This is a genomic window from Mycobacterium sp. IS-836, from assembly GCF_001954275.1.
Taxonomy (GTDB): domain Bacteria; phylum Actinomycetota; class Actinomycetes; order Mycobacteriales; family Mycobacteriaceae; genus Mycobacterium.
This window is the reverse complement of sequence record NZ_MBEU01000026.1, coordinates 1-17,687: the sequence shown is the minus strand read 5'-3', so window position 1 is coordinate 17,687 and position 17,687 is coordinate 1. Positions and strand designations below refer to the sequence as shown.

The following is a 17,687-nucleotide window of genomic DNA, read 5'->3' as shown; positions in this document are numbered from 1 at the left end:
GCTGAGCAGCTATTCGAACAGAGAGCAAAGGGCATGACAGTCCCCAAAGAGGCCGAAGGCATCATCGGCAGCCACTACCGGGCACCGGACTACTTCCAGGTCGGACGCGAGAAGATCCGCGAGTTCGCCCTCGCGGTGAAAGACGACCACCCCGCGCACTTCAACGAGTCCGACGCCGCCGAGGCCGGCTATCCCGAGTTGGTCGCGCCCCTGACGTTCCTGGCGATCGCGGGACGGCGTGTACAGCTGGAGATCTTCACCAAGTTCAGCATCCCGATCAACATCGCCCGGGTCCTGCACCGCGACCAGAAGTTCATTTTCCACCGGCCGATCCTGGCCCAGGACAAGCTGTACTTCGACACCTATCTAGACTCGGTAATCGAGTCCCACGGCGCGGTGATCAGTGAAATCCGCAGCGAAGTCACAGACGCCGAGGGCAAACCGGTGGTCACCAGCGTTGTCACAATGTTGGGAGAAGCCGCACACCAAGATGCCGACGCCGCGACGACCGCCGCAGCAATTGCATCCATATCTGCTGGAAAGTAGGGTCAATTCAATGACGTCACAGGGTGAAACGGGTGGCACCCAGCTGAAGCCCCCGGTCGAAGATGTCCGATCCCATTACGACAAATCGAACGAGTTCTTCAAGCTTTGGCTCGACCCGTCGATGACTTACAGCTGCGCCTACTTCGATGAGCGCCCGAACATGACGTTGGAAGAGGCTCAGTACGCCAAGCGCAAACTCTCGCTGGACAAGCTCAACCTCGAGCCCGGCATGACGCTCCTCGACATCGGGTGCGGCTGGGGCTCCACCATGCGGCACGCGCTGCAGGAGTACGACGTCAACGTGATCGGCCTAACGCTGAGCGAGAACCAGTACGCCCACGACAAGGCGAAGTTCGACGAGATCGACACCCCCCGCCGCAAAGAGGTGCGGATCCAGGGCTGGGAAGAGTTCGACGAGCCGATCGACCGGATCGTGTCACTCGGTGCGTTCGAGCATTTCGCCGACGGCGCCGGCGACGCCGGCTTCGAGCGCTACGACGCCTTCTTCAAGAAGTTCTACAGTCTGACGCCCGACGACGGCCGAATGCTGTTGCACTCGATCATCATTCCGGACAAAGACGAAGCCGAGGAGCGCGGCCTGGAAACGCCGATGAGCCTGCTGCGCTTCATCAAATTCATCCTGACCGAGATCTTCCCGGGCGGCAGGCTGCCCCGGATCTCGCAGGTCGACCACTACTCGTCCAACGCCGGCTGGAAGGTCGAGCGCTACCACCGGATCGGCCACAACTACGTGCCGACCCTGAACGCCTGGGCCGACGCGCTCGAAGCGAACAAGGACAAGGCGATCGAGCTCAAGGGGCAGGAGACCTACGACATCTACATGCACTACCTGCGTGGGTGCTCGGACCTCTTCCGCGACCACTACACCGACGTCTGCCAGTTCACTCTGGTCAAGTAGCCGTCGAGCGCAAAGCGCCCCGGTGCCCTTGGCGCCGGGGCGCTTTCGCGTAAGCGGGCCGAAACTCAGCCCAAGAAGATGTTGCGACGGCCGGCGAGCAGCCGGTACAGCGTCTGTTGGATCGTCTCGCGCACCTGATCGGTCAGCTCGAAGGTGACCATCGGGTCCTCGGCGTCGGACGCGGCGTAGTCGTTGGTGTAGATCGGCTCGCCGAACGCGATTCGCCACTTGGACGGCAGTGGCACCAGGCCCGCAGGCCCGGCCAACGGAAACAGCGGAGTGATCGGGAAGTAGGGCAGGCCGAACAGCCGCGCCAGCAGCTTGACGTCGGTCAGCATCGGGTAGATCTCTTCGGAACCGATGATCGAGCAGGGAATGATCGGCGCCTTGGTGCGCAGCGCGGCCGTAACGAAGCCGCCGCGCCCGAAACGCTGCAACCGGTAGCGGTCCTCGAATCGCTTGCCGAGGCCCTTGTAGCCCTCCGGGAACACGGCGGTGAGCTCGCCCGCGGCGAGCAACCGGTGCGCATCGCTCGCGCAGGCCATGGTGTGGCCCGCCTTGCGGGCGGTTTCGCCGATCACCGGCAGATCGAAGACCATGTCGGCGGCCAGCAGCCGCAGGTCCCGCTCCGCCGGGTGCTCGTCATGAACGGCCACCGACAGCATCAGCCCGTCGAACGGCAGCACCCCGGCGTGATTGGCCACCACCAGCGCCGCGCCCTCGCTGGGCAGGTTTTCGATGCCGCTGACTTCGACCCGGAACCAGGACCTGAAGAAGAACCTCAGCAAAGGCCGGACGACCGCGCTGTTGAAGTGGGGATCGAAGCCGAATTCGTCGACCGTGTAGTCACCCGTCAACCGTTGCCGGAGGAATCCGGCGACGGCGGCGACGCGCTGCGCGAGCTCGTTGAGCGGTGCCTCCGCTGCCGATGGCGCGCCGGCGACACGGCGGTGCTCATCGATTTCCCGGACGACGGCGGCGATCTGCTCGGCCGACGCCCGACCCCGCGGATCGGTAAGCAATGAGGGATGCTGTCGAGACGACTCCGCCCGCTGATCGGCTCTGCGCCGCGCCGCTACCCGACCCCGATTGGTGTGCAGTGGAATGACATTCGCTCTGGTTTCACCCGCCACGATATCTACCTGACCCCACCCCATGGAATTGGATTTCGGCTACCCCAGCGCTGCGCTAAGGCAATGGCGCGACCCTCCAAGGAGCGTACCCGATCTGGATCGATTATGGGAGTGAGCGCGCGGCCGCGAACGTAGTCGTCGAACGCCTCGGCCGTCGACCATTTGGGCTGGTAACCGAGCTCGGTACGCATCCTGGTGGTGTCCATGACGCGCCCGTAGCTCAGGTAGTTGAATTGCTCACGGCTGATCTCCGTATAGCGATTAGCCCGTCTCAGCGAATCCAGCGCCCAGACGCCGAAGCCGGGTACGGGGAAGGGAATTCGGCCGGCCCGCCGGATCGCCTGCGACAGCATGAGGATGCCGTCGGCACCGACGTTGAACGTGCCGGCCTTGCCGGCCATCGCCGCGCGCTCCAGCGCGCCCAGGGCGTCCTGCTCGTGCAGCAACTGCAATCGCGCGTCGCGGCCGAACATCGTCGGCACCAAAGGCCCAGCTAGATAGCGCGACAGCGTGGTGTCCATCGCGGGGCCGATCATGTTGGCCAGCCGCAGGATGGTCACCGCGATATCGGGGCGGCGGCGGCCCAAGCCGCGCGCGTACCCCTCGATGTCGAGGCTGTCCTTCGCGAAACCGCCGCGGATGGGTCGACGGCTGCCGCTGTCCTCGGTGAACATCACCGGATCGTGCGCGCTCGACCCGTACACCTCCGACGTCGACTTCAGCACGACGCGACGCACCGAGGGAGCTTTCTGGCAGGCCGCGAACAGTTGCATCGCGCCCATCACGTTGAGTTCCTTGAGGGCCGCGCTACCGCCGGATCGGGGCGCATACGACGCGGCTGCGGCGTGCACCACCGTATCGACGTCGCCGTTTCGAATCACCTTGGCGATAAACGGATTACGAATATCTGCGCGGACGAACTCGGCGCGGCCCATCCGGCGCAGCATGTCCTTGCTCGGCGCGATCGCGTCCACCGCGATCACCCCATTGATCAGCGGGTTCTGCGCCAGGCGAGCGGTCAGGTAGCCGCCCAGAAACCGGCATGCACCGGTAACCAGCACAACCTTGGGGTAGTGCATGGTGTCGGTCGCGGTGCCGCCCGTCGCGCCACCATCTCCGCTCGGCGAATCCACCCGAACAGCCTAACGGCCAAGAGAGACAGCGGCGTTACGGCCGCATGACGGTCGGCGCGGGTGGGATGGAACCGGGCGGGGCTTACTTGCCAAGTTTTCTGCGCTGCACCCGGGTGCGGCGCAGCAGCTTGCGGTGCTTTTTCTTCGACATGCGCTTGCGCCGCTTCTTGATTACTGAACCCATGAACTCCGCTATCTGACCCGTGACCGGCTTGGAAAGGACCCGGCCACTTTACCCGGCCGCCGGTATGGAACACCAAACCGGCGACCGCGTGACCGCACGCCAAATCACGCCCCTCGCCATGGTGCGGATCCGACCGCGCGCCGAAAACCTCGGTCTTGCGGCGGGTTTCAGCTCAGCCCGCGTCGAAGTACGAAGTCTCCAACATGTCGTGGACAGCCTTCGCATGCACCCGGAAGGACCGCCCAACCCGAACCGCTGGCAGCTCGCCGTTGTGCACCAGCCGGTAAACCGTCATTTTGGATACCCGCATCAGGGCAGCCACCTCGGCGACGGTCAGAAATTGTGTTCTGGCCTGCTGGCCATCGACTGCACCGGTGTCCCGCTTGCCAGCGGAATCTCGCGCCGATGGCCCGTTCGTAGACGTCATCGCAACCCAATCGTGTCAGGCCCGCGCAATGCCAGCGGCTTCCCCTCCGCTGGCACCCACACGTGCATACAGAAAGGAGAATAGCGGGACTAGTGGGGTTACTGGTACTGGTGGGGGACAATCAGTTCAAAATTCTTGAATTATTCTGATGTAATTCTTAGCTGCTCAGAGCGCTTTTTGGCGGCCTGAACGGCCGCGTCGACCGCCGCCCGCAATCCGCCTCGCTCGAGTTCGCGCAGCGCAGCGGCGGTCGTCCCGCCGGGCGAGGTGATGGTCGCGCGTAGTTGCGCCGCGGTGGCGTCCGAGCCGGCCCCCAGGGCCTCGCCTTCGCCGGGCCGGCGGTCTTGATCCATCCGTTCCAGCAGCATCGCCGCCGACCCCGCCATGGTCTGGGCGGTCAGATCGGTGGCCACCTGGCGGCTCAGCCCCGCCGCGACCCCGGCGTCGACCAGGGCCTCGACCATCAAGAAGAAGTAGGCCGGGCCGGATCCGGACAGGGCGGTGACCGCGTCCATCTGCGACTCGGGAACGGTCAGCACACCGCCGACCGCGTCGAACAGAGCCGAAACCTCCTCGAGCTGCGGCGCCGTGACGAAACGACCGGTGGCCAGCGCGGTCACGCCGGCACCCACCAGGGCCGCCGCGTTCGGCATCGCCCGCACCACCGGCGTTCCCGCCGGCAGCTTCGACTCGAAGTAACCGATCGTGATCCCCGCCGCAACGGTGACGAACACCTGCTCGGCTGTGTCGTTTTCCGCGGCGGCGGCCGCCCGGCCCAGCTCCCCCATCACCGACTCGACGTCGGCGGGCTTCACCGCGACGACGACGAATGTCGCGTTCTCGACCGCCTCGGTCGGCGAGGTCACCAGTACCGAATAGGTGTCCGCGAGGTACTTGGCGCGTTCGGGCACTCGCTCGGCGACCACCAGGTCTTTGACCCGGCGCCCCGCGCGCAGCAGACCCGACAGCAAGGCCTCGCCGATACTGCCGCCACCGATGATCGCGATTCTTGCCATGCCGGAAAGCATCGCAGACACCGGCTACCCAGCGGCGGGCACCATCGCGAGTTGGCGCGCTTGCACGACGATCCGACCCAAGCTGTCGACGACGGTGTGGTCCTCGTCGAACCAGTCATGCCCGATCTCCGTGCACGTCGCGATGATTCGCAGCCAGCCGTCGGCGGGCAGGCTCCGCAGAAACGCGGTGAGCTGAACCGTGGGGGCCCAGCCGGTGCGTTCCACGGCGAAGGTCACCGGCGCCGACAGGTCCCCACACATGAGCGCAAACAGCGCGTCGGGTGCCACACCGCGGGGGCGCGCCCACATCTGAATCACCGGAGGGCGGCCGTCGGTGCTCGGCGCCAGCGTCGACAGCACCGGCCGCACGTCGCAGCCCTCGCCGAGATGGACCAGGCCGGCCAGCGGGTGTCCGGGTCCGATCGGCGCGACGTCGTCGGGCGGCTCCGGCGCCATCAGATCGACCACCGGATTCGCCGACAGCAGCGGGGCGGCCTGGCCGCCGGGCGGGAAATGCTCCGGCTCCCCCAGGTTGACCACCGCGTGCACCGCGGTCCGGCTGCCCTGAACCAGCTCCACGTCGACCACGCTGATCCGGCGGCCGCGCTTGCGGATCGACGTCACCAGCTGCATCACCCCGGGATCGGGGGCCGACAGGAAGCTCGCCGCCACGGCGACCGGTTGTAAGACCGGTCCATCCGGTCGGCCGCCGCAGACTGTGCGGGCGGCGTTGGCGCACAGCGCCAGCATGGCGCCGCCGTGGACCTTGGGCCCGATGGTCCAGTGCTTGTTGAGCTCGCCTTCGTACACACCCGGGTCGATCTCCCGCAGCGTCATGGCGTCGGTGAACAGCGCGTTCATGGTCTCCTGAGAACTCTCGTCGGTCACCGCATCAGATGCGTGCGCGCGAACTGCAGCGATTCGGTCAGCATGGCCTCGCGCTCGTAGGCCGAACGCGCCCCGGACGTGGACACCTCGAGGATGACATGGCCCGCGAAACGCCCGCCGGCCAGCGTCTGGCAGACCTCGGCGGTGGGTTGCGTTCCGCGCCCCGGCACCAGATGTTCGTCGGCGGGCAGGCCGCTGCCGTCGCACAGGTGCAGGTGCACCAGCCCCGCACCCATGCGCCGCGCCATCTCCAGCGAGTCGGTGCCCGCGGTCGAGGTATGCGACAGATCCAGCGTGTAGTGCGCGTGGTCGCCGTCCAGCGGGTCGTAGGACGGAGCGAACGCCGAAATCGCCGGGCCCGGGCCACCTCCGCGCCTGCGCATCCGCTCGCGCGACTGGTCGGCCCCGAAGAACCGGTCCGCCCGGAACGGGAACATGTTTTCCACGGCGACCATCACGTCGCTGGCCGCCTCCAGTTCCGCGACCTGGTCGCTGAAACCCTCGGCGTAGCGCCGTTGCCAGCGAAACGGCGGATGCACGACAACGGTCTGTGCGCCCAACTGCTCGGCGGCCTTCACGCTGCGTTCCAGCTTGTGAATCGGGTTGGCCCCCCACACCCGCTGCGAGATCAGCAAGCAGGGCGCGTGCACCGACAGCACCGGGACGCGATACCGCTTGGAAAGCTTCTTGACGGCATCGATGTCCTGGCTGACCGATTCGCTCCACACCATCAGCTCGACGCCGTCGTAACCGAGCCTGGCCGCATACTCGAACGCGGCCTCGGCCCTCAATGGATAGACCGAGGCCGTGGACAGGCCGACTTTGATTGCTGGGCGCACTATCTGGGGATGGCGCCTAGCCCGATTGCAGGGAAAGTGCCAACGGTCCCAGGGTGATCAGCGCTCCCACCGCGACCGCGATCAGCGTGCTGCCGATGTCCTCGGTTTTGCGCACCACCCGCACCCCGGCCACCAAGCCCAGGATGACCAGCACCGACAGCACCAGCGCGACCAGGCTGTTCCACCGCCAGAGTTGGTCGAAGGCGATGAACAGCAGGCCACCGAACGCCACGGCGAAGATGCACTGCAAAACGATCAGGCCACCGCGCCAGAGGTTCGCGAGCCTCTCGTGCGCGGGGTGAGCGCCCTCGTCGGCATGGTCGATGTCGAGGTGGTCCTCTTCGTCGGCCAGCGAGTCCGCCGACGCCCGCTCGCCGCTGCGCCGCCGCGCCAGCTCGTCGGCGAGGGTCTGCCCGCCGAACAGCGTCGAGTCCGAAGCCTGCAGGTAGGACCGCACGTAGGCGGAGTCCTCGGTCGCGAGCTCGGCTTCGCGCACTTCGGAATCCATCACGTCGACCGGAATGTCGGCGTATTGGTCCAGCGGATCCGGGCTCATGTCCTCGGCACCGGATTGCTCGGCCTCGCCTGCGTCGACGTGGCGCACTGGCCGCGGATACTCGCTGCGCTCGGGCCCGGCCGCGCGTTGCGGCTGCGGTGGGGACTTGGGCCAGCGCGGCTCGGGTTCGGACCAGTACGCGGTTGTGGGCCGCTCGTCGGTGACCTCGTGAGCGGCGGCCGCGTCCGCCACCGGTTCGGCGCGGTCGGCGACCTGGGTCGTCCCGTTGGTCCCGTGGTCGATCTCGTCGTCGTCCTGGATGACGGGGATCTCGCCGGTCAGCTCGGCGACGGTGACGGCATCGCTATCGCCGCGCCGACGGCGGCGCCGGCGGGTGAGCTCCGGGGCGCCAATGGTTCCGTTCCTGGCCAGCAGTTCGGCCACCGAGATGGGCCGAGTGCCGGGGCTCTCGGTGTCTGGGTGTGGTCCGGTCATGGTTTGTCGCCTCTCGATCGGTTCGCATTCCGATCAACCTTCTTGCCTCCAGCATCGCGCACGGAGGTCTCGACGAGGGCCGTTCCGTCGGCTTCGCTGTCGAGTTTGCGCAAGATGAGACCCTCCCGTAATGCCCACGGGCAGATATCCACCGTTTCGATCGACAGCGCTCGCATGCTCGCCTCCGCCACCAGGGCGCCCGCCACGATCTGCGGGGCCCGCTCGGCGCTGACTCCTTCCAGTTCAGCTCGGTCAGCGGTGGTCATCCTAGAGATGAAAGATATGAGTTGCCTGAGGCCGTTGGACGTCAGCGTCCGCTTCACCCGGGGTCCGGCCGCCGACGGGGCCGCGCCGGTCAGCCGCGCCAGCGAGCGGAACGTCTTCGAGGTTGCGACGGCCAGGTCCGGGGCGCCGGCGTCGAGAACGGTGGCACTGGCGTCGGCCAGCTCGGCATCCAGCCAATCGCGCAGCATCGCCACCCGGCGCCGGCCGGGCGGGTCCTCGGCCAGCCACTCGCGGGTCAGCCGACCGGCGCCCAGCGGCAGGGACAACGCGATCTCGGGCTCCTCGTCGACGCCGCTGGACAGTTCCAGCGAGCCGCCGCCGATGTCGAGGTTGACGATCCGCCCCGCGCTCCACCCGTACCACCGCCGCACCGCCAGGAAGGTCAGCCGCGACTCGTCGACGCCGCGTAGCACCTCCAGCTCGACTCCGGTCTCCTTGCGCACCCGGGCCAGCACGTCGTCGGAATTCTCGGCGTCGCGCACCGCGGAAGTGGCAAAGGCCATCAGCTCCTCGCAGCCGGAGCTGTCGGCGATCTTGGCGAATTCGTCGATGGTGGAAATCAGTTTTTCGGCGCCGCGTTTGGTGATCTTGCCGGAACTGTCGAGGGATTCCGAAAGCCGCAGCGTTGCCTTCGTTGAACTCATGGGCGTGGGATGTCCACCGCGGTGGGCATCGACCACCAGCAGATGGACCGTGTTGCTACCCACGTCGAGCACGCCCAATCGCACATGAACAACCTAATCGGTGCGGCGGCGTGGGGCCTCTCGCGCCCCGCTGTGTCCGGGGCCGCGAGCCGCCCGAGTGTCGGCGGGTCAGCGAACACGAATTGTGGTCTAACGTTGAGTGCGTGGCGAATTCGCATCTCGAGCCGGGGCAAGAAGTCGAATTGGATTTCGCCCGCGAATGGGTGGAGTTCTATGACCCGGATAACCCCGAGCACCTGATTGCGGCCGATCTCACATGGCTGCTGTCCCGCTGGACGTGTGTATTCGGCACGCCGGCCTGCCGCGGCACCGTCGAAGGCCGTCCCGACGACGGGTGCTGTTCGCACGGTGCGTTCCTGTGCGATGACGACGACCGCGCCCGCTTGGACGACGCGGTGAAAAAGCTCACGGCCGACGACTGGCAATTCCGCGAAAAGGGGTTGGGCCGCAAGGGCTACCTGGAGCTCGACGAGCATGAGGGCCAACCGCAATACCGCACCCGCAAACACAAGGACGCGTGCATTTTCTTGAACCGGCCCGGCTTCGCCGGCGGCCCCGGCTGCGCGCTGCACAGCAAGGCCCTCAAGCTGGGCGTGCCGCCGCTGACGATGAAGCCCGACGTGTGCTGGCAGCTGCCGATCCGGCGCAGCCAGGAGTGGGTTACCCGGCCCGACGGCAGCGAGATCCTCAAGACCACCGTCACCGAGTTCGATCGGCGCGGCTGGGGATCCGGTGGCGCCGACTTGCATTGGTACTGCACGGGCGACCCGGCCACCCACATCGGCGCCAAACAGGTCTGGGAAAGCCTCGCCGACGAGCTCACCGAACTGCTCGGCGCCAAGGCCTATGCGGAACTGGCGGCGATGTGCAAGCGCCGCAGCAAGTTAGGCCTCATCGCGGTGCACCCGGCGACCCGGCTCGCCGAGTAGCGTTCACGTCGCTCGTTTCTTGTTGTAGGACAACACCATTCGCATCGCGCTGGCTTGCAGGTACGTCTCGACGGCTGTGGCGCCGGCCGCCGCGTCGCGCGCCAGCACCGCCTCGGTGATCGCCCGCAGGTCGGCCACCACCGGGCCGGCGTCGTCGTAGGCCCCGGTCAGCTCGTGCTCGCGGCCGCCGAAGGCGTGCTCGACCCAGCGGTACATCAACCCCAGGGCGCGGTTGCCGGTGCTGTGGATGAGCACCCGGAAGTAGGCGAGGTCGGCGGCCTGGCGCGTTGCGGCGCTATCGGCCTCGGCCACCGCGGCCAGCGCGGCACGTAACGCGTCGGCGTCCTCGGGCGCGTGCCGTTGCGCCGCCAGGCGTCCGATCAACGGGCCCAGCGCCGCGCGGATCTCCAGCAGCTCGACCAGGAACTCCGGGCCCAGTTTGCGGACCAGCGCCTCGACGACGGCGGGATGGGTCAGCCCCTCGGGGTCGCGCACCACGTTGCCGCTGCCGTGCCGAGCCTCGATCAGCCCCATCTGCTGCAGCCGGGCCAGGCCCTGGCGCAGCGAGGTGCGGTTGACGTCGAGCTGCTCGGCCAGCTCCCGTTCCGGCGGCAGCGTCGAACCGGGCGGGAAGACGCCGTCGAGGATCGCGTCGGCGATCGACGCCGCGATCTGTTCGTCCACCCGCTGGCGGTCGGGAGGCTGCAACGCACTAGACTGGTTCATTGGCTCAACCAATATACAACCGACGGGCAGGTGAAGCGGTGAACGACGACTGGCGATCCGCCGCGTTCCCGCGCTGGCGCGGCAAGCCCGGGCGCCTCGAAGTCTGGTACGCCACGTTGTCGGATCCGCTGACGCGCGCGGCCCTGTGGATCCACTGCGAGACGGTCGCGCCCCTGCCGGGCCCCCGGGCGCCCTACGCGCACGGCTGGGCGACCTGGTTCCCGCCCGACGGCCCGCCGCGCACCGAGCGGTTCGGTCCCGAGCCCGCCCGGCCTGGGACCGACACGGCCTGGTTCACCGCTGCCGGCGCGCGGGTGGGGCCCGACGAGCTGACCGGGCACGCGGGATCGCTCGGATGGGACCTGCGCTGGCGCGACGACGGCGCGCCGCTGTGGACGTTTCCCCGCGCGGCGTGGGAGCGCGAGCTGCTGCCGGGCGCCCAGGTGGTCCTCGCCCCGACCGCCGACTTCACCGGCTCGCTCAGTGTCGGCGATGCCGCCCACCGCGTCGACGGCTGGCGCGGCGGCGTCGCCCACATCTACGGGCACGGCAACGCCAAACGCTGGGGATGGATCCACGCCGATCTCGGGGGCGGCGACATCCTCGAGGCGGTCACCGCGGTCTCGCACAAGCCGGGATTGCGCAGGCTCGCACCGATGGCGTTCGTCCGCTTCCGCATTGACGGAAAGGATTGGCCCGCAAGCCCTTTGCCGTCGTTACGGATGCGGACCACGCTCGGCTTGCGGCACTGGCAGTTGGAGGGACGCATCGGCGGCCGCCGGGTGCTGATCCGCGTCGACCAGCCGCCGGAGAAGTGCGTGAGTCTGCACTACACCGACCCCGACGGCGGCACCGCGGTGTGCACCAACACCGAGCAGGCCGACGTCCACGTCGAGATCGACGACCGGCACTGGTCGGTGCTCGCAACCGGACATGCCGAAGTCGGCCTGCGCGGCGCCGAGGCGCCCGTCGTCAATGAAAGGACACCACAATGAGTTTCGTGCTTGACCCGCCGCTGCTGGTCGCCGCCGGAGTGCTGATCGAACGCAACGTGCCCAGCGATCGCCGCGACGTCGCCGAGGCCGGCGTGCTCGGCGTCTTCTTCGGCGGCTCGTTCGGGCTCTACAACAACGTGCCTGGACTCGGCATCCTGTGGCGACCGTTCCGCGCCCGCAATGGCCGCGACTTCATGTGGAACAGCGGGGTTTTCGGCGTGAATACCGCCGAGGCACGCTGGCCGCTGCACGCGGCGGCCGGGGCGATCTTCGCCACATACCCGTTCTTCATCAAGCTCGGCCGACGGCTCGGCCGTCTGATATGAACCGTCTTGCCGCGTCGTTCGGCACCGCGTTGCTCCCCGAAGAGCACGGCGGGCCGCCACCGGCGCAGCTGGCCGATCGCGTCGCCCGCTACCTCGCGCGGCTGCCGGCGACGTCACGGCTGGCGCTGCGCGCCGGGCTGGCGTCCGTGGGGGCGGCGAGCTACCTGACCACCGGCCGATCGCTGGCGCGGCTTGGTCCCGACCAACGGGATCGGGTGCTGCGCCGGGTCGCCGCCCTCAACCCCGATGCGACCGTGGCCGTCGAGGCCATGAAGGCAATCGTGTTGCTGGCCAACGGCGCCGACACCTATGCGCCGGAATTGCTCGCCCGCGCCCAGCGGCACGACGTGGCGCGCCCCGATGCGCCGTTGACGGTCATCCCATCCACCGAGAGCCCCTCCGTCGTCACCACCGGCGCCGTGGTCATCGGGTCCGGCGCCGGCGGCGCGATGGTGGCCCGCACGCTGGCCCGCGCCGGCATCGACACCGTGGTGCTCGAAGAGGGACGCCGCTGGACGGTCGAGGAGTTCCGTTCCACTCACCCGATCGATCGCTACGCCGGGCTGTACCGCGGCGCCGGGGCCACCGTCGCGCTGGGACGCCCGTCCGTGGTGCTGCCGATCGGGCGGGCGGTCGGCGGCACCACCGTCGTGAATTCCGGCACCTGCTACCGGCCGCCGTTGACCGTGCAGCGGCGCTGGCGCGACGAATTCGGGCTGGGCCTGGCCGACCCCGACCGGCTGGGCGCCCACCTCGACGACGTCGAGCACACGCTGCGGGTCGCGCCGGTACCGCTACAGATCATGGGCCGCAATGGGCGCCTGCTGCTCGATGCCGCTTCGTCGCTGGGCTGGCGGGCGGCGCCCATTCCGCGCAACGCGCCGGGGTGCGAGGGCTGTTGCCAGTGCGCGATCGGTTGTCCGCGCAACGCCAAGTTCGGTGTACACCTCAACGCGCTGCCCCAGGCCTGCGCGGCGGGCGCGCGGATCATCTCGCACGCGCGCGCCGAGCGCGTGCTGCACGAGGGCGGGCGCGCCCGCGGGGTGCGCGCCCGTCGTCCCGACGGAACCGCGGTTGACATCCTTGCGGACACCGTCATTGTCGCCGCCGGGGCCACCGAGACACCAATGTTGTTGCGGCGCAGCGGTCTTGGCGCGCATCCGCGCCTCGGCCGTAACCTTGCGCTGCATCCGGCGACGATGCTCGCCGGGCGCTTCGACGACGACGTGGTCGCGTGGCACGGCGTGCTGCAGAGCGCCGCCGTCCACGAGTTCCACGAGTCGGATGGCGTGCTGATTGAAGCGACGTCCACGCCGCCCGGCATGGGCTCGATGGTCTTTCCGGGATATGGCGCCGAGCTGCTCGGGTGGCTCGACCGGGCGCCCCAGGTCGCCACGTTCGGCGCCATGATCGCCGATCGCGGTGTCGGCTCGGTGCATTCGCCGCGGGGCGAAACGCTGGTGCGCTACAACATCACCCGGGACGACATCGCCAAGGTGGTGGTCGCGGTCGAGGCCATGGGGCGGCTGCTGTTCGCCGCCGGCGCCGTCGAGGTGCTGACGGGTTTGCCCGGCGCGACGACGGTCACGTCGCTGCCCGCGCTGCAGGACGCGCTGCGGCGCAGCAACCCCCGGAGCCTGCACCTTGCCGCGTTCCATCCGACGGGCACCGCCGCCGCGGGCGCCGATTCGCAACGGTGTCCGGTCGACGAGACCGGACGGCTGCGCGGAGTCGACGGCGTCTGGGTGGCCGATGCGTCGATCCTGCCCAGCTGCCCGGAGGTGAACCCGCAGGTGTCGATCATGGCGCTGGCGCTGGCCGTCGCCGACGAGGTCGTCGGTAATCGAGTGTGCGCCTAGGGCTAGCCCTCGAGCTTGTAGCCCAATCCCCGCACCGTCACCAGGTGCACCGGGTTGGCCGGGTCGGCCTCGATCTTCGACCGCAGCCGCTTGACGTGGACGTCGAGCGTCTTGGTGTCGCCGACGTAGTCCGCGCCCCACACACGATCGATGAGCTGCCCGCGGGTCAGCACCCGGCCGCTGTTGCGCATCAGGTATTCCAGCAAGTCGAATTCCTTGAGCGGCAACGTGATTGTGTCACCGTTGACGGACACGACATGCCGCTCGACATCCATGCGCACCGGGCCGGATTCCAGCACGCCGTCGCTGATTTCGGAGTCGTCGTCACCGCCGCGGCGCAGCACCGCACGGATCCGGGCGATCAACTCGCGGGCCGAGTACGGCTTTGTCACATAGTCGTCCGCGCCCAGTTCCAGCCCGACAACCTTGTCGATCTCGCTGTCGCGAGCGGTCACCATGATCACGGGCACGCTGGAACGGGCACGCAGCTGCTTGCACACATCGGTGCCGGAAATCCCCGGCAGCATCAAATCGAGCAGCACGATGTCGGCGCCGGCCCGCTCGAACTCGGCGAGCGCCGCCTGCCCGTCGGTCACTACCGTGGCCTCGAAGCCCTCCTTACGCAGGAGAAATGCCAGCGGATCGGCAAGTGACTCCTCGTCTTCGACGATCAGCACACTGGTCATCTACTTAGCTCTTCCTCTCGTTGGGACCGATGGGGCCGCACCTCACGGCCCCTCGGTTGCTCTGGTGGGTCGTCGTCGTCCCGATAGGCCGGGATGGACAAGGTGAACGTCGAGCCGGTGCCCGGCTTGCTCCACACGCCGATGCTGCCGTTGTGATTGGCCGCGACGTGTTTGACGATGGCCAGCCCCAGCCCGCTGCCGCCGGTGGCCCGCGAACGCGCCTTGTCGCCCCGGAAGAAGCGCTCGAAGACTCGTTCCTGGTCTTCGAGCGCGATGCCGATGCCCCGGTCGGTAACGGCGATCTCGATGTTGTCCCCGCGGCGGCGGCGACTGATCGACACCGGCGAGCCCGGCGCGGAATACGCGATCGCATTGGAGACCAGGTTGGCCAGCGCGGTCACCAGCAGGGTTTCATCGCCCAGCACGCGCAACCCGCTGGGCGCGTCGGTGCGGACCTGGATCTGCGCATTGTCGGCGGCCACCTTGTGGCGTGAAATCGCTTCGGACACAACGGTATCGACGTCAACTTCGGTGACGTTGGGCAACCGCTCGGCGCCCTGCAGCCGGGACAGCTCGATCAGCTCGGCGACCATGTCGCCCAGCCGGTTGGCCTCGATCAGCACCTTCTCGGCAAACCGGCGAACGGTGTCGGAGTCATCCGACGAAGCCAGCAAGGCCTCCGCAAGCACGGCCATGGCGCCGACCGGGGTCTTGAGCTCGTGGCTGACGTTGGCGACGAAGTCGCGCCGCGTGGCCTCCATGCGGGCGTAGTCCGACTGGTCGTGAACGAAGACCACGGCGAACCGGCGGTCCTCGTCGCTGAGCAGCCGGGCCTGCCCGTGCACCGCGAGCCCGGAGCGGCCATTGTTCTGGCGTTTGGCGGGCTGCATGTCGAACTCGGCGTCGAGACCACTCAGCGCCTGCTGCGCCGCCTGCCAGGCCTGGTCGTCGAGCTGACGATCCCGCACCAGACCCAATTCCGTGGCGCGCTCGTTGAGATAGACGACGTCGCGATGGGAATCCACCACCGCCACGCCCAGCGGCATCAGCGTCACGATCCGCTGCAGCATCTGCGCGACGGTGATTCCTGTCCATTCTGTGGCCACCCGCTGGCGGCGTTGCACCATCCGAGGCGACAGCCGGGTGCCGACCGCAACACCTGCGGCCAGCGCCAGCACGGACAAGACCCCGGCCAGCAACAGCGCCGAGAACACAGTCACATAGAAAATCCTACAAATCTTCCTTAACGCCGCCCTAGCGGAGCGAGGCCAAAATCGGACAAGTCACATCCTGAGCTACAGGTGTTCGGCTCCCGTTTACGCCCTGTTTGGCAAACGGGGCCGTAAAGCACACTATCGGCACGTCAGCCGCGGGCAACGAAGAAACGGGCAAAAACTAGCGACGGCCTTGGCTGGCTACCGCGGCGGCACCGGCGGCCGCTGCCTCGGGGTCCAGATACGTACCGCCGGGCACCGTCGGGCGCAGCGCGTCATCCAGGTCGTAGCGCAGCGGAATGCCGGTCGGGATGTTCAGCCCGACGATCTCCTCGTCGGACATCCCATCGAGGTGTTTGACCAGGGCGCGCAGCGAGTTGCCGTGCGCGACGATCAGCACGGTCTTGCCGGTCCGCAGATCCGGGACGATCACGTCGGTGAAATACGGCAGAAACCGCGCCACGACGTCGGCCAGGCACTCGGTCAGCGGACCGCCGCCGATGTCGGCGTAGCGGGGGTCGGTGTCCTGGCTGAACTCGCTGCCCCGTTCGATCGGCGGCGGCGGCGTGTCGTAGCTGCGCCGCCAGGCCATGAACTGTTCTTCGCCGTAGCGGGCCTGGGTCTCGGCCTTGTTCAGACCTTGCAGCGCGCCGTAGTGGCGCTCGTTGAGCCGCCAGCTGCGCCGCACTGGAATCCAGAGCCGGTCGGCGGTGTCCAGCGCGAGATGCGCGGTGGTGATCGCGCGACGCAGCAGCGAGGTGTAGAGCACATCGGGCAACAGGTTGTGCTCGGCCAGCAGCTCGCCGCTCCGGATCGCCTCGGTCCGGCCTTTGGCGGTCAGGTCGACGTCGACCCAACCGGTGAACTGATTGCTCGCGTTCCATTCGCTTTCGCCGTGGCGCAACAGCACCAAGGTCGCGGTGTCACCCATGGGCGCTAGTCTCTCACGCGGCTTTTAGTCGTCTTCGTCGTCGATCAGGTGGGCGAAGGCCTGCAGGTTCTTCAGCGACTCACCGCGCGACACTCGCCACTCCCACTCCTTTTGGATCGACGAGCGAAAACCCAACTCCAGCAACGTATTAAAGTCCGAATCCACCGCCTCGAGTACCTGTCCGAGCACCCGGTCGATCTCGTCGGCATCCACCGAGGCCAACGACATCCGGCCCACCAGGTAGATGTCGCCGACGTTGTCCAGCGTGTAGGCCACCCCGTAGAGCCGCCGGTTGCGCTTGAGCAAAAACCGGTAGACGCCCTCGTGGTTCTCGTCGGGCTTGCGGCACACGAACGCCTCGACGCGCACCGAGTGCTCGCCGATGCTCAGGATGGTGTTGGTCTTGAGCTTGCGCTCGCCGGGCAGCTCGACCACCAGGCCCGGCAATCCGCCATGTGCCCCAGGGAATTCCGAGTAGGTCAATCCACTGGCCTGGAGGGCGTGCTCGATCACCGCCTGCACAGTGGAGTTCACGCGCCCACCCCGCGCCGCGAGGTCCAGCGGCGCGGCTTGCGCGCCGCCACCCGGTCCCGCACCCGGCGCTGGCGCCCCGCGGCGAAGTCGCCGATCGCGCGCCGGTAGCTGTCCAGCAGCGCGTCGGTGGTGTTCTCCCACGAGAACGTCGCCGCGTGGGCCGCGGCGGCGCGGCTCATCGCGCGCCCGGCCGGCTCGTCGCGCAGGCGCAGCAGGCCGTCGATGGCCGCCGCCCAGCGGTCGACGTCGTGGCCGGACACCAGGGCGCCGGTGACCCCGTCGCGCACCGCCACCGGCAATCCGCCGACCGCTGCCGCCACGACCGGCGTCTCGCAGGCCTGCGCTTCGACGGCGACCAAGCCGAACGACTCCGAATAGCTCGGCACCGCAACGAGATCGGCAGCCTGGAACAGGGTGGCCAG

At 68.1% G+C, this 17,687-nt stretch carries 21 protein-coding genes; 6 read left to right on the top strand and 15 right to left on the bottom strand.

Annotation, left to right across the window (positions count from 1 at the left end):
- The first annotated feature begins 33 nt into the window (after positions 1-33).
- On the top strand, positions 34-546 hold the full coding sequence (locus A5747_RS09155; RefSeq protein WP_076123501.1) for a MaoC family dehydratase N-terminal domain-containing protein: 513 nt from the start codon (positions 34-36) through the stop codon (positions 544-546).
- A gap of 10 nt (positions 547-556) precedes the next feature.
- Positions 557-1,465, top strand: a complete 909-nt coding sequence (gene cmaA2, locus A5747_RS09150) for a cyclopropane mycolic acid synthase CmaA2 (protein WP_076123500.1) — start codon at positions 557-559, stop codon at positions 1,463-1,465.
- 65 nt (positions 1,466-1,530) lie between these two features.
- On the opposite strand, the gene A5747_RS09145 is transcribed toward cmaA2, so the two are convergent.
- The 9 genes from A5747_RS09145 to A5747_RS09105 all read right to left on the bottom strand — a co-directional run bounded on the left by A5747_RS09145 (position 1,531) and on the right by A5747_RS09105 (position 9,089).
- On the bottom strand, positions 1,531-2,622 hold the full coding sequence (locus A5747_RS09145; protein WP_139333222.1) for a lysophospholipid acyltransferase family protein: 1,092 nt from the start codon (positions 2,620-2,622) through the stop codon (positions 1,531-1,533).
- A complete protein-coding gene (locus A5747_RS09140) occupies positions 2,604-3,677 on the bottom strand; it encodes an SDR family oxidoreductase (protein ID WP_076123531.1) in 1,074 nt (357 codons plus the stop codon). The genes A5747_RS09145 and A5747_RS09140 overlap by 19 nt, the downstream gene beginning before the upstream one ends.
- A gap of 136 nt (positions 3,678-3,813) precedes the next feature.
- Positions 3,814-3,915: a 30S ribosomal protein bS22 gene (locus tag A5747_RS09135; protein ID WP_003402602.1), complete on the bottom strand. Its 102-nt coding sequence runs from the start codon at positions 3,913-3,915 to the stop codon at positions 3,814-3,816.
- Positions 3,916-4,087: 172 nt separating this feature from the next.
- Positions 4,088-4,342, bottom strand: a complete 255-nt coding sequence (locus A5747_RS09130) for a cell division/environmental response transcriptional regulator (RefSeq protein ID WP_076062519.1) — start codon at positions 4,340-4,342, stop codon at positions 4,088-4,090.
- A 140-nt stretch (positions 4,343-4,482) separates the two neighbouring features.
- The gene (gene proC / locus A5747_RS09125; protein WP_198938156.1) at positions 4,483-5,358 is read right to left on the bottom strand and encodes a pyrroline-5-carboxylate reductase; all 876 of its coding nucleotides are present in this window, start codon (positions 5,356-5,358) and stop codon (positions 4,483-4,485) included.
- 24 nt (positions 5,359-5,382) lie between these two features.
- Entirely contained in the window at positions 5,383-6,219 is an 837-nt protein-coding gene (locus A5747_RS09120; protein WP_076123530.1) for a thioesterase family protein, read from the bottom strand.
- Between the two features lie 23 nt (positions 6,220-6,242).
- Positions 6,243-7,085, bottom strand: coding sequence for a sugar phosphate isomerase/epimerase (locus tag A5747_RS09115; protein WP_076123498.1), 843 nt, complete (start codon positions 7,083-7,085; stop codon positions 6,243-6,245).
- Positions 7,086-7,101: 16 nt separating this feature from the next.
- Positions 7,102-8,076 (bottom strand): hypothetical protein, encoded by a 975-nt coding sequence (locus A5747_RS09110; protein ID WP_076123497.1) that lies wholly within the window; start codon positions 8,074-8,076, stop codon positions 7,102-7,104.
- Positions 8,073-9,089, bottom strand: a complete 1,017-nt coding sequence (locus A5747_RS09105) for a Ppx/GppA phosphatase family protein (RefSeq protein ID WP_076123496.1) — start codon at positions 9,087-9,089, stop codon at positions 8,073-8,075. Before A5747_RS09105 ends, A5747_RS09110 begins: the two co-directional genes overlap by 4 nt.
- Before the next feature lie 119 nt (positions 9,090-9,208).
- Here A5747_RS09105 and A5747_RS09100 point away from each other — a divergent pair, with 119 nt between their 5' ends.
- Positions 9,209-9,994 (top strand): hypothetical protein, encoded by a 786-nt coding sequence (locus tag A5747_RS09100; RefSeq protein WP_076062527.1) that lies wholly within the window; start codon positions 9,209-9,211, stop codon positions 9,992-9,994.
- A 3-nt stretch (positions 9,995-9,997) separates the two neighbouring features.
- Here A5747_RS09100 and A5747_RS09095 read toward each other — a convergent pair whose 3' ends face one another.
- Positions 9,998-10,720, bottom strand: a complete 723-nt coding sequence (locus tag A5747_RS09095) for a FadR/GntR family transcriptional regulator (RefSeq protein ID WP_076123495.1) — start codon at positions 10,718-10,720, stop codon at positions 9,998-10,000.
- Positions 10,721-10,758: 38 nt separating this feature from the next.
- Between A5747_RS09095 and A5747_RS09090 the strand changes: the two genes are divergently transcribed.
- Genes A5747_RS09090 through A5747_RS09080 form a run of 3 tightly spaced genes read left to right on the top strand, consistent with a single transcriptional unit; the run spans position 10,759 to position 13,900 of the window.
- On the top strand, positions 10,759-11,715 hold the full coding sequence (locus tag A5747_RS09090; protein ID WP_076123494.1) for a hypothetical protein: 957 nt from the start codon (positions 10,759-10,761) through the stop codon (positions 11,713-11,715).
- Positions 11,712-12,041 carry a hypothetical protein gene (locus A5747_RS09085; protein ID WP_076123493.1) on the top strand — a complete coding sequence of 110 codons (330 nt, stop codon included), beginning with the start codon at positions 11,712-11,714 and terminating at the stop codon, positions 12,039-12,041. Before A5747_RS09090 ends, A5747_RS09085 begins: the two co-directional genes overlap by 4 nt.
- The gene (locus A5747_RS09080) at positions 12,038-13,900 is read left to right on the top strand and encodes a GMC family oxidoreductase N-terminal domain-containing protein (protein WP_076123492.1); all 1,863 of its coding nucleotides are present in this window, start codon (positions 12,038-12,040) and stop codon (positions 13,898-13,900) included. Before A5747_RS09085 ends, A5747_RS09080 begins: the two co-directional genes overlap by 4 nt.
- 2 nt (positions 13,901-13,902) lie before the next feature.
- On the opposite strand, the gene regX is transcribed toward A5747_RS09080, so the two are convergent.
- The 5 genes from regX to A5747_RS09055 form a co-directional block, all read right to left on the bottom strand.
- Positions 13,903-14,586 carry a two-component sensory transduction protein RegX gene (gene regX / locus A5747_RS09075; protein ID WP_076123491.1) on the bottom strand — a complete coding sequence of 228 codons (684 nt, stop codon included), beginning with the start codon at positions 14,584-14,586 and terminating at the stop codon, positions 13,903-13,905.
- A complete protein-coding gene (locus A5747_RS09070) occupies positions 14,583-15,806 on the bottom strand; it encodes a cell wall metabolism sensor histidine kinase WalK (RefSeq protein ID WP_142245497.1) in 1,224 nt (407 codons plus the stop codon). Before A5747_RS09070 ends, regX begins: the two co-directional genes overlap by 4 nt.
- A 175-nt stretch (positions 15,807-15,981) precedes the next feature.
- On the bottom strand, positions 15,982-16,731 hold the full coding sequence (locus tag A5747_RS09065; protein WP_076123489.1) for a phosphoglyceromutase: 750 nt from the start codon (positions 16,729-16,731) through the stop codon (positions 15,982-15,984).
- A gap of 24 nt (positions 16,732-16,755) precedes the next feature.
- Complete coding sequence (locus A5747_RS09060; protein WP_076062540.1) at positions 16,756-17,265, bottom strand: YbjN domain-containing protein; 510 nt, start codon at positions 17,263-17,265, stop codon at positions 16,756-16,758.
- Positions 17,262-17,687: glycosyltransferase (locus A5747_RS09055; protein WP_142245496.1), on the bottom strand; the 426-nt coding region annotated here is incomplete at its 5' end. The genes A5747_RS09055 and A5747_RS09060, both read right to left, overlap by 4 nt.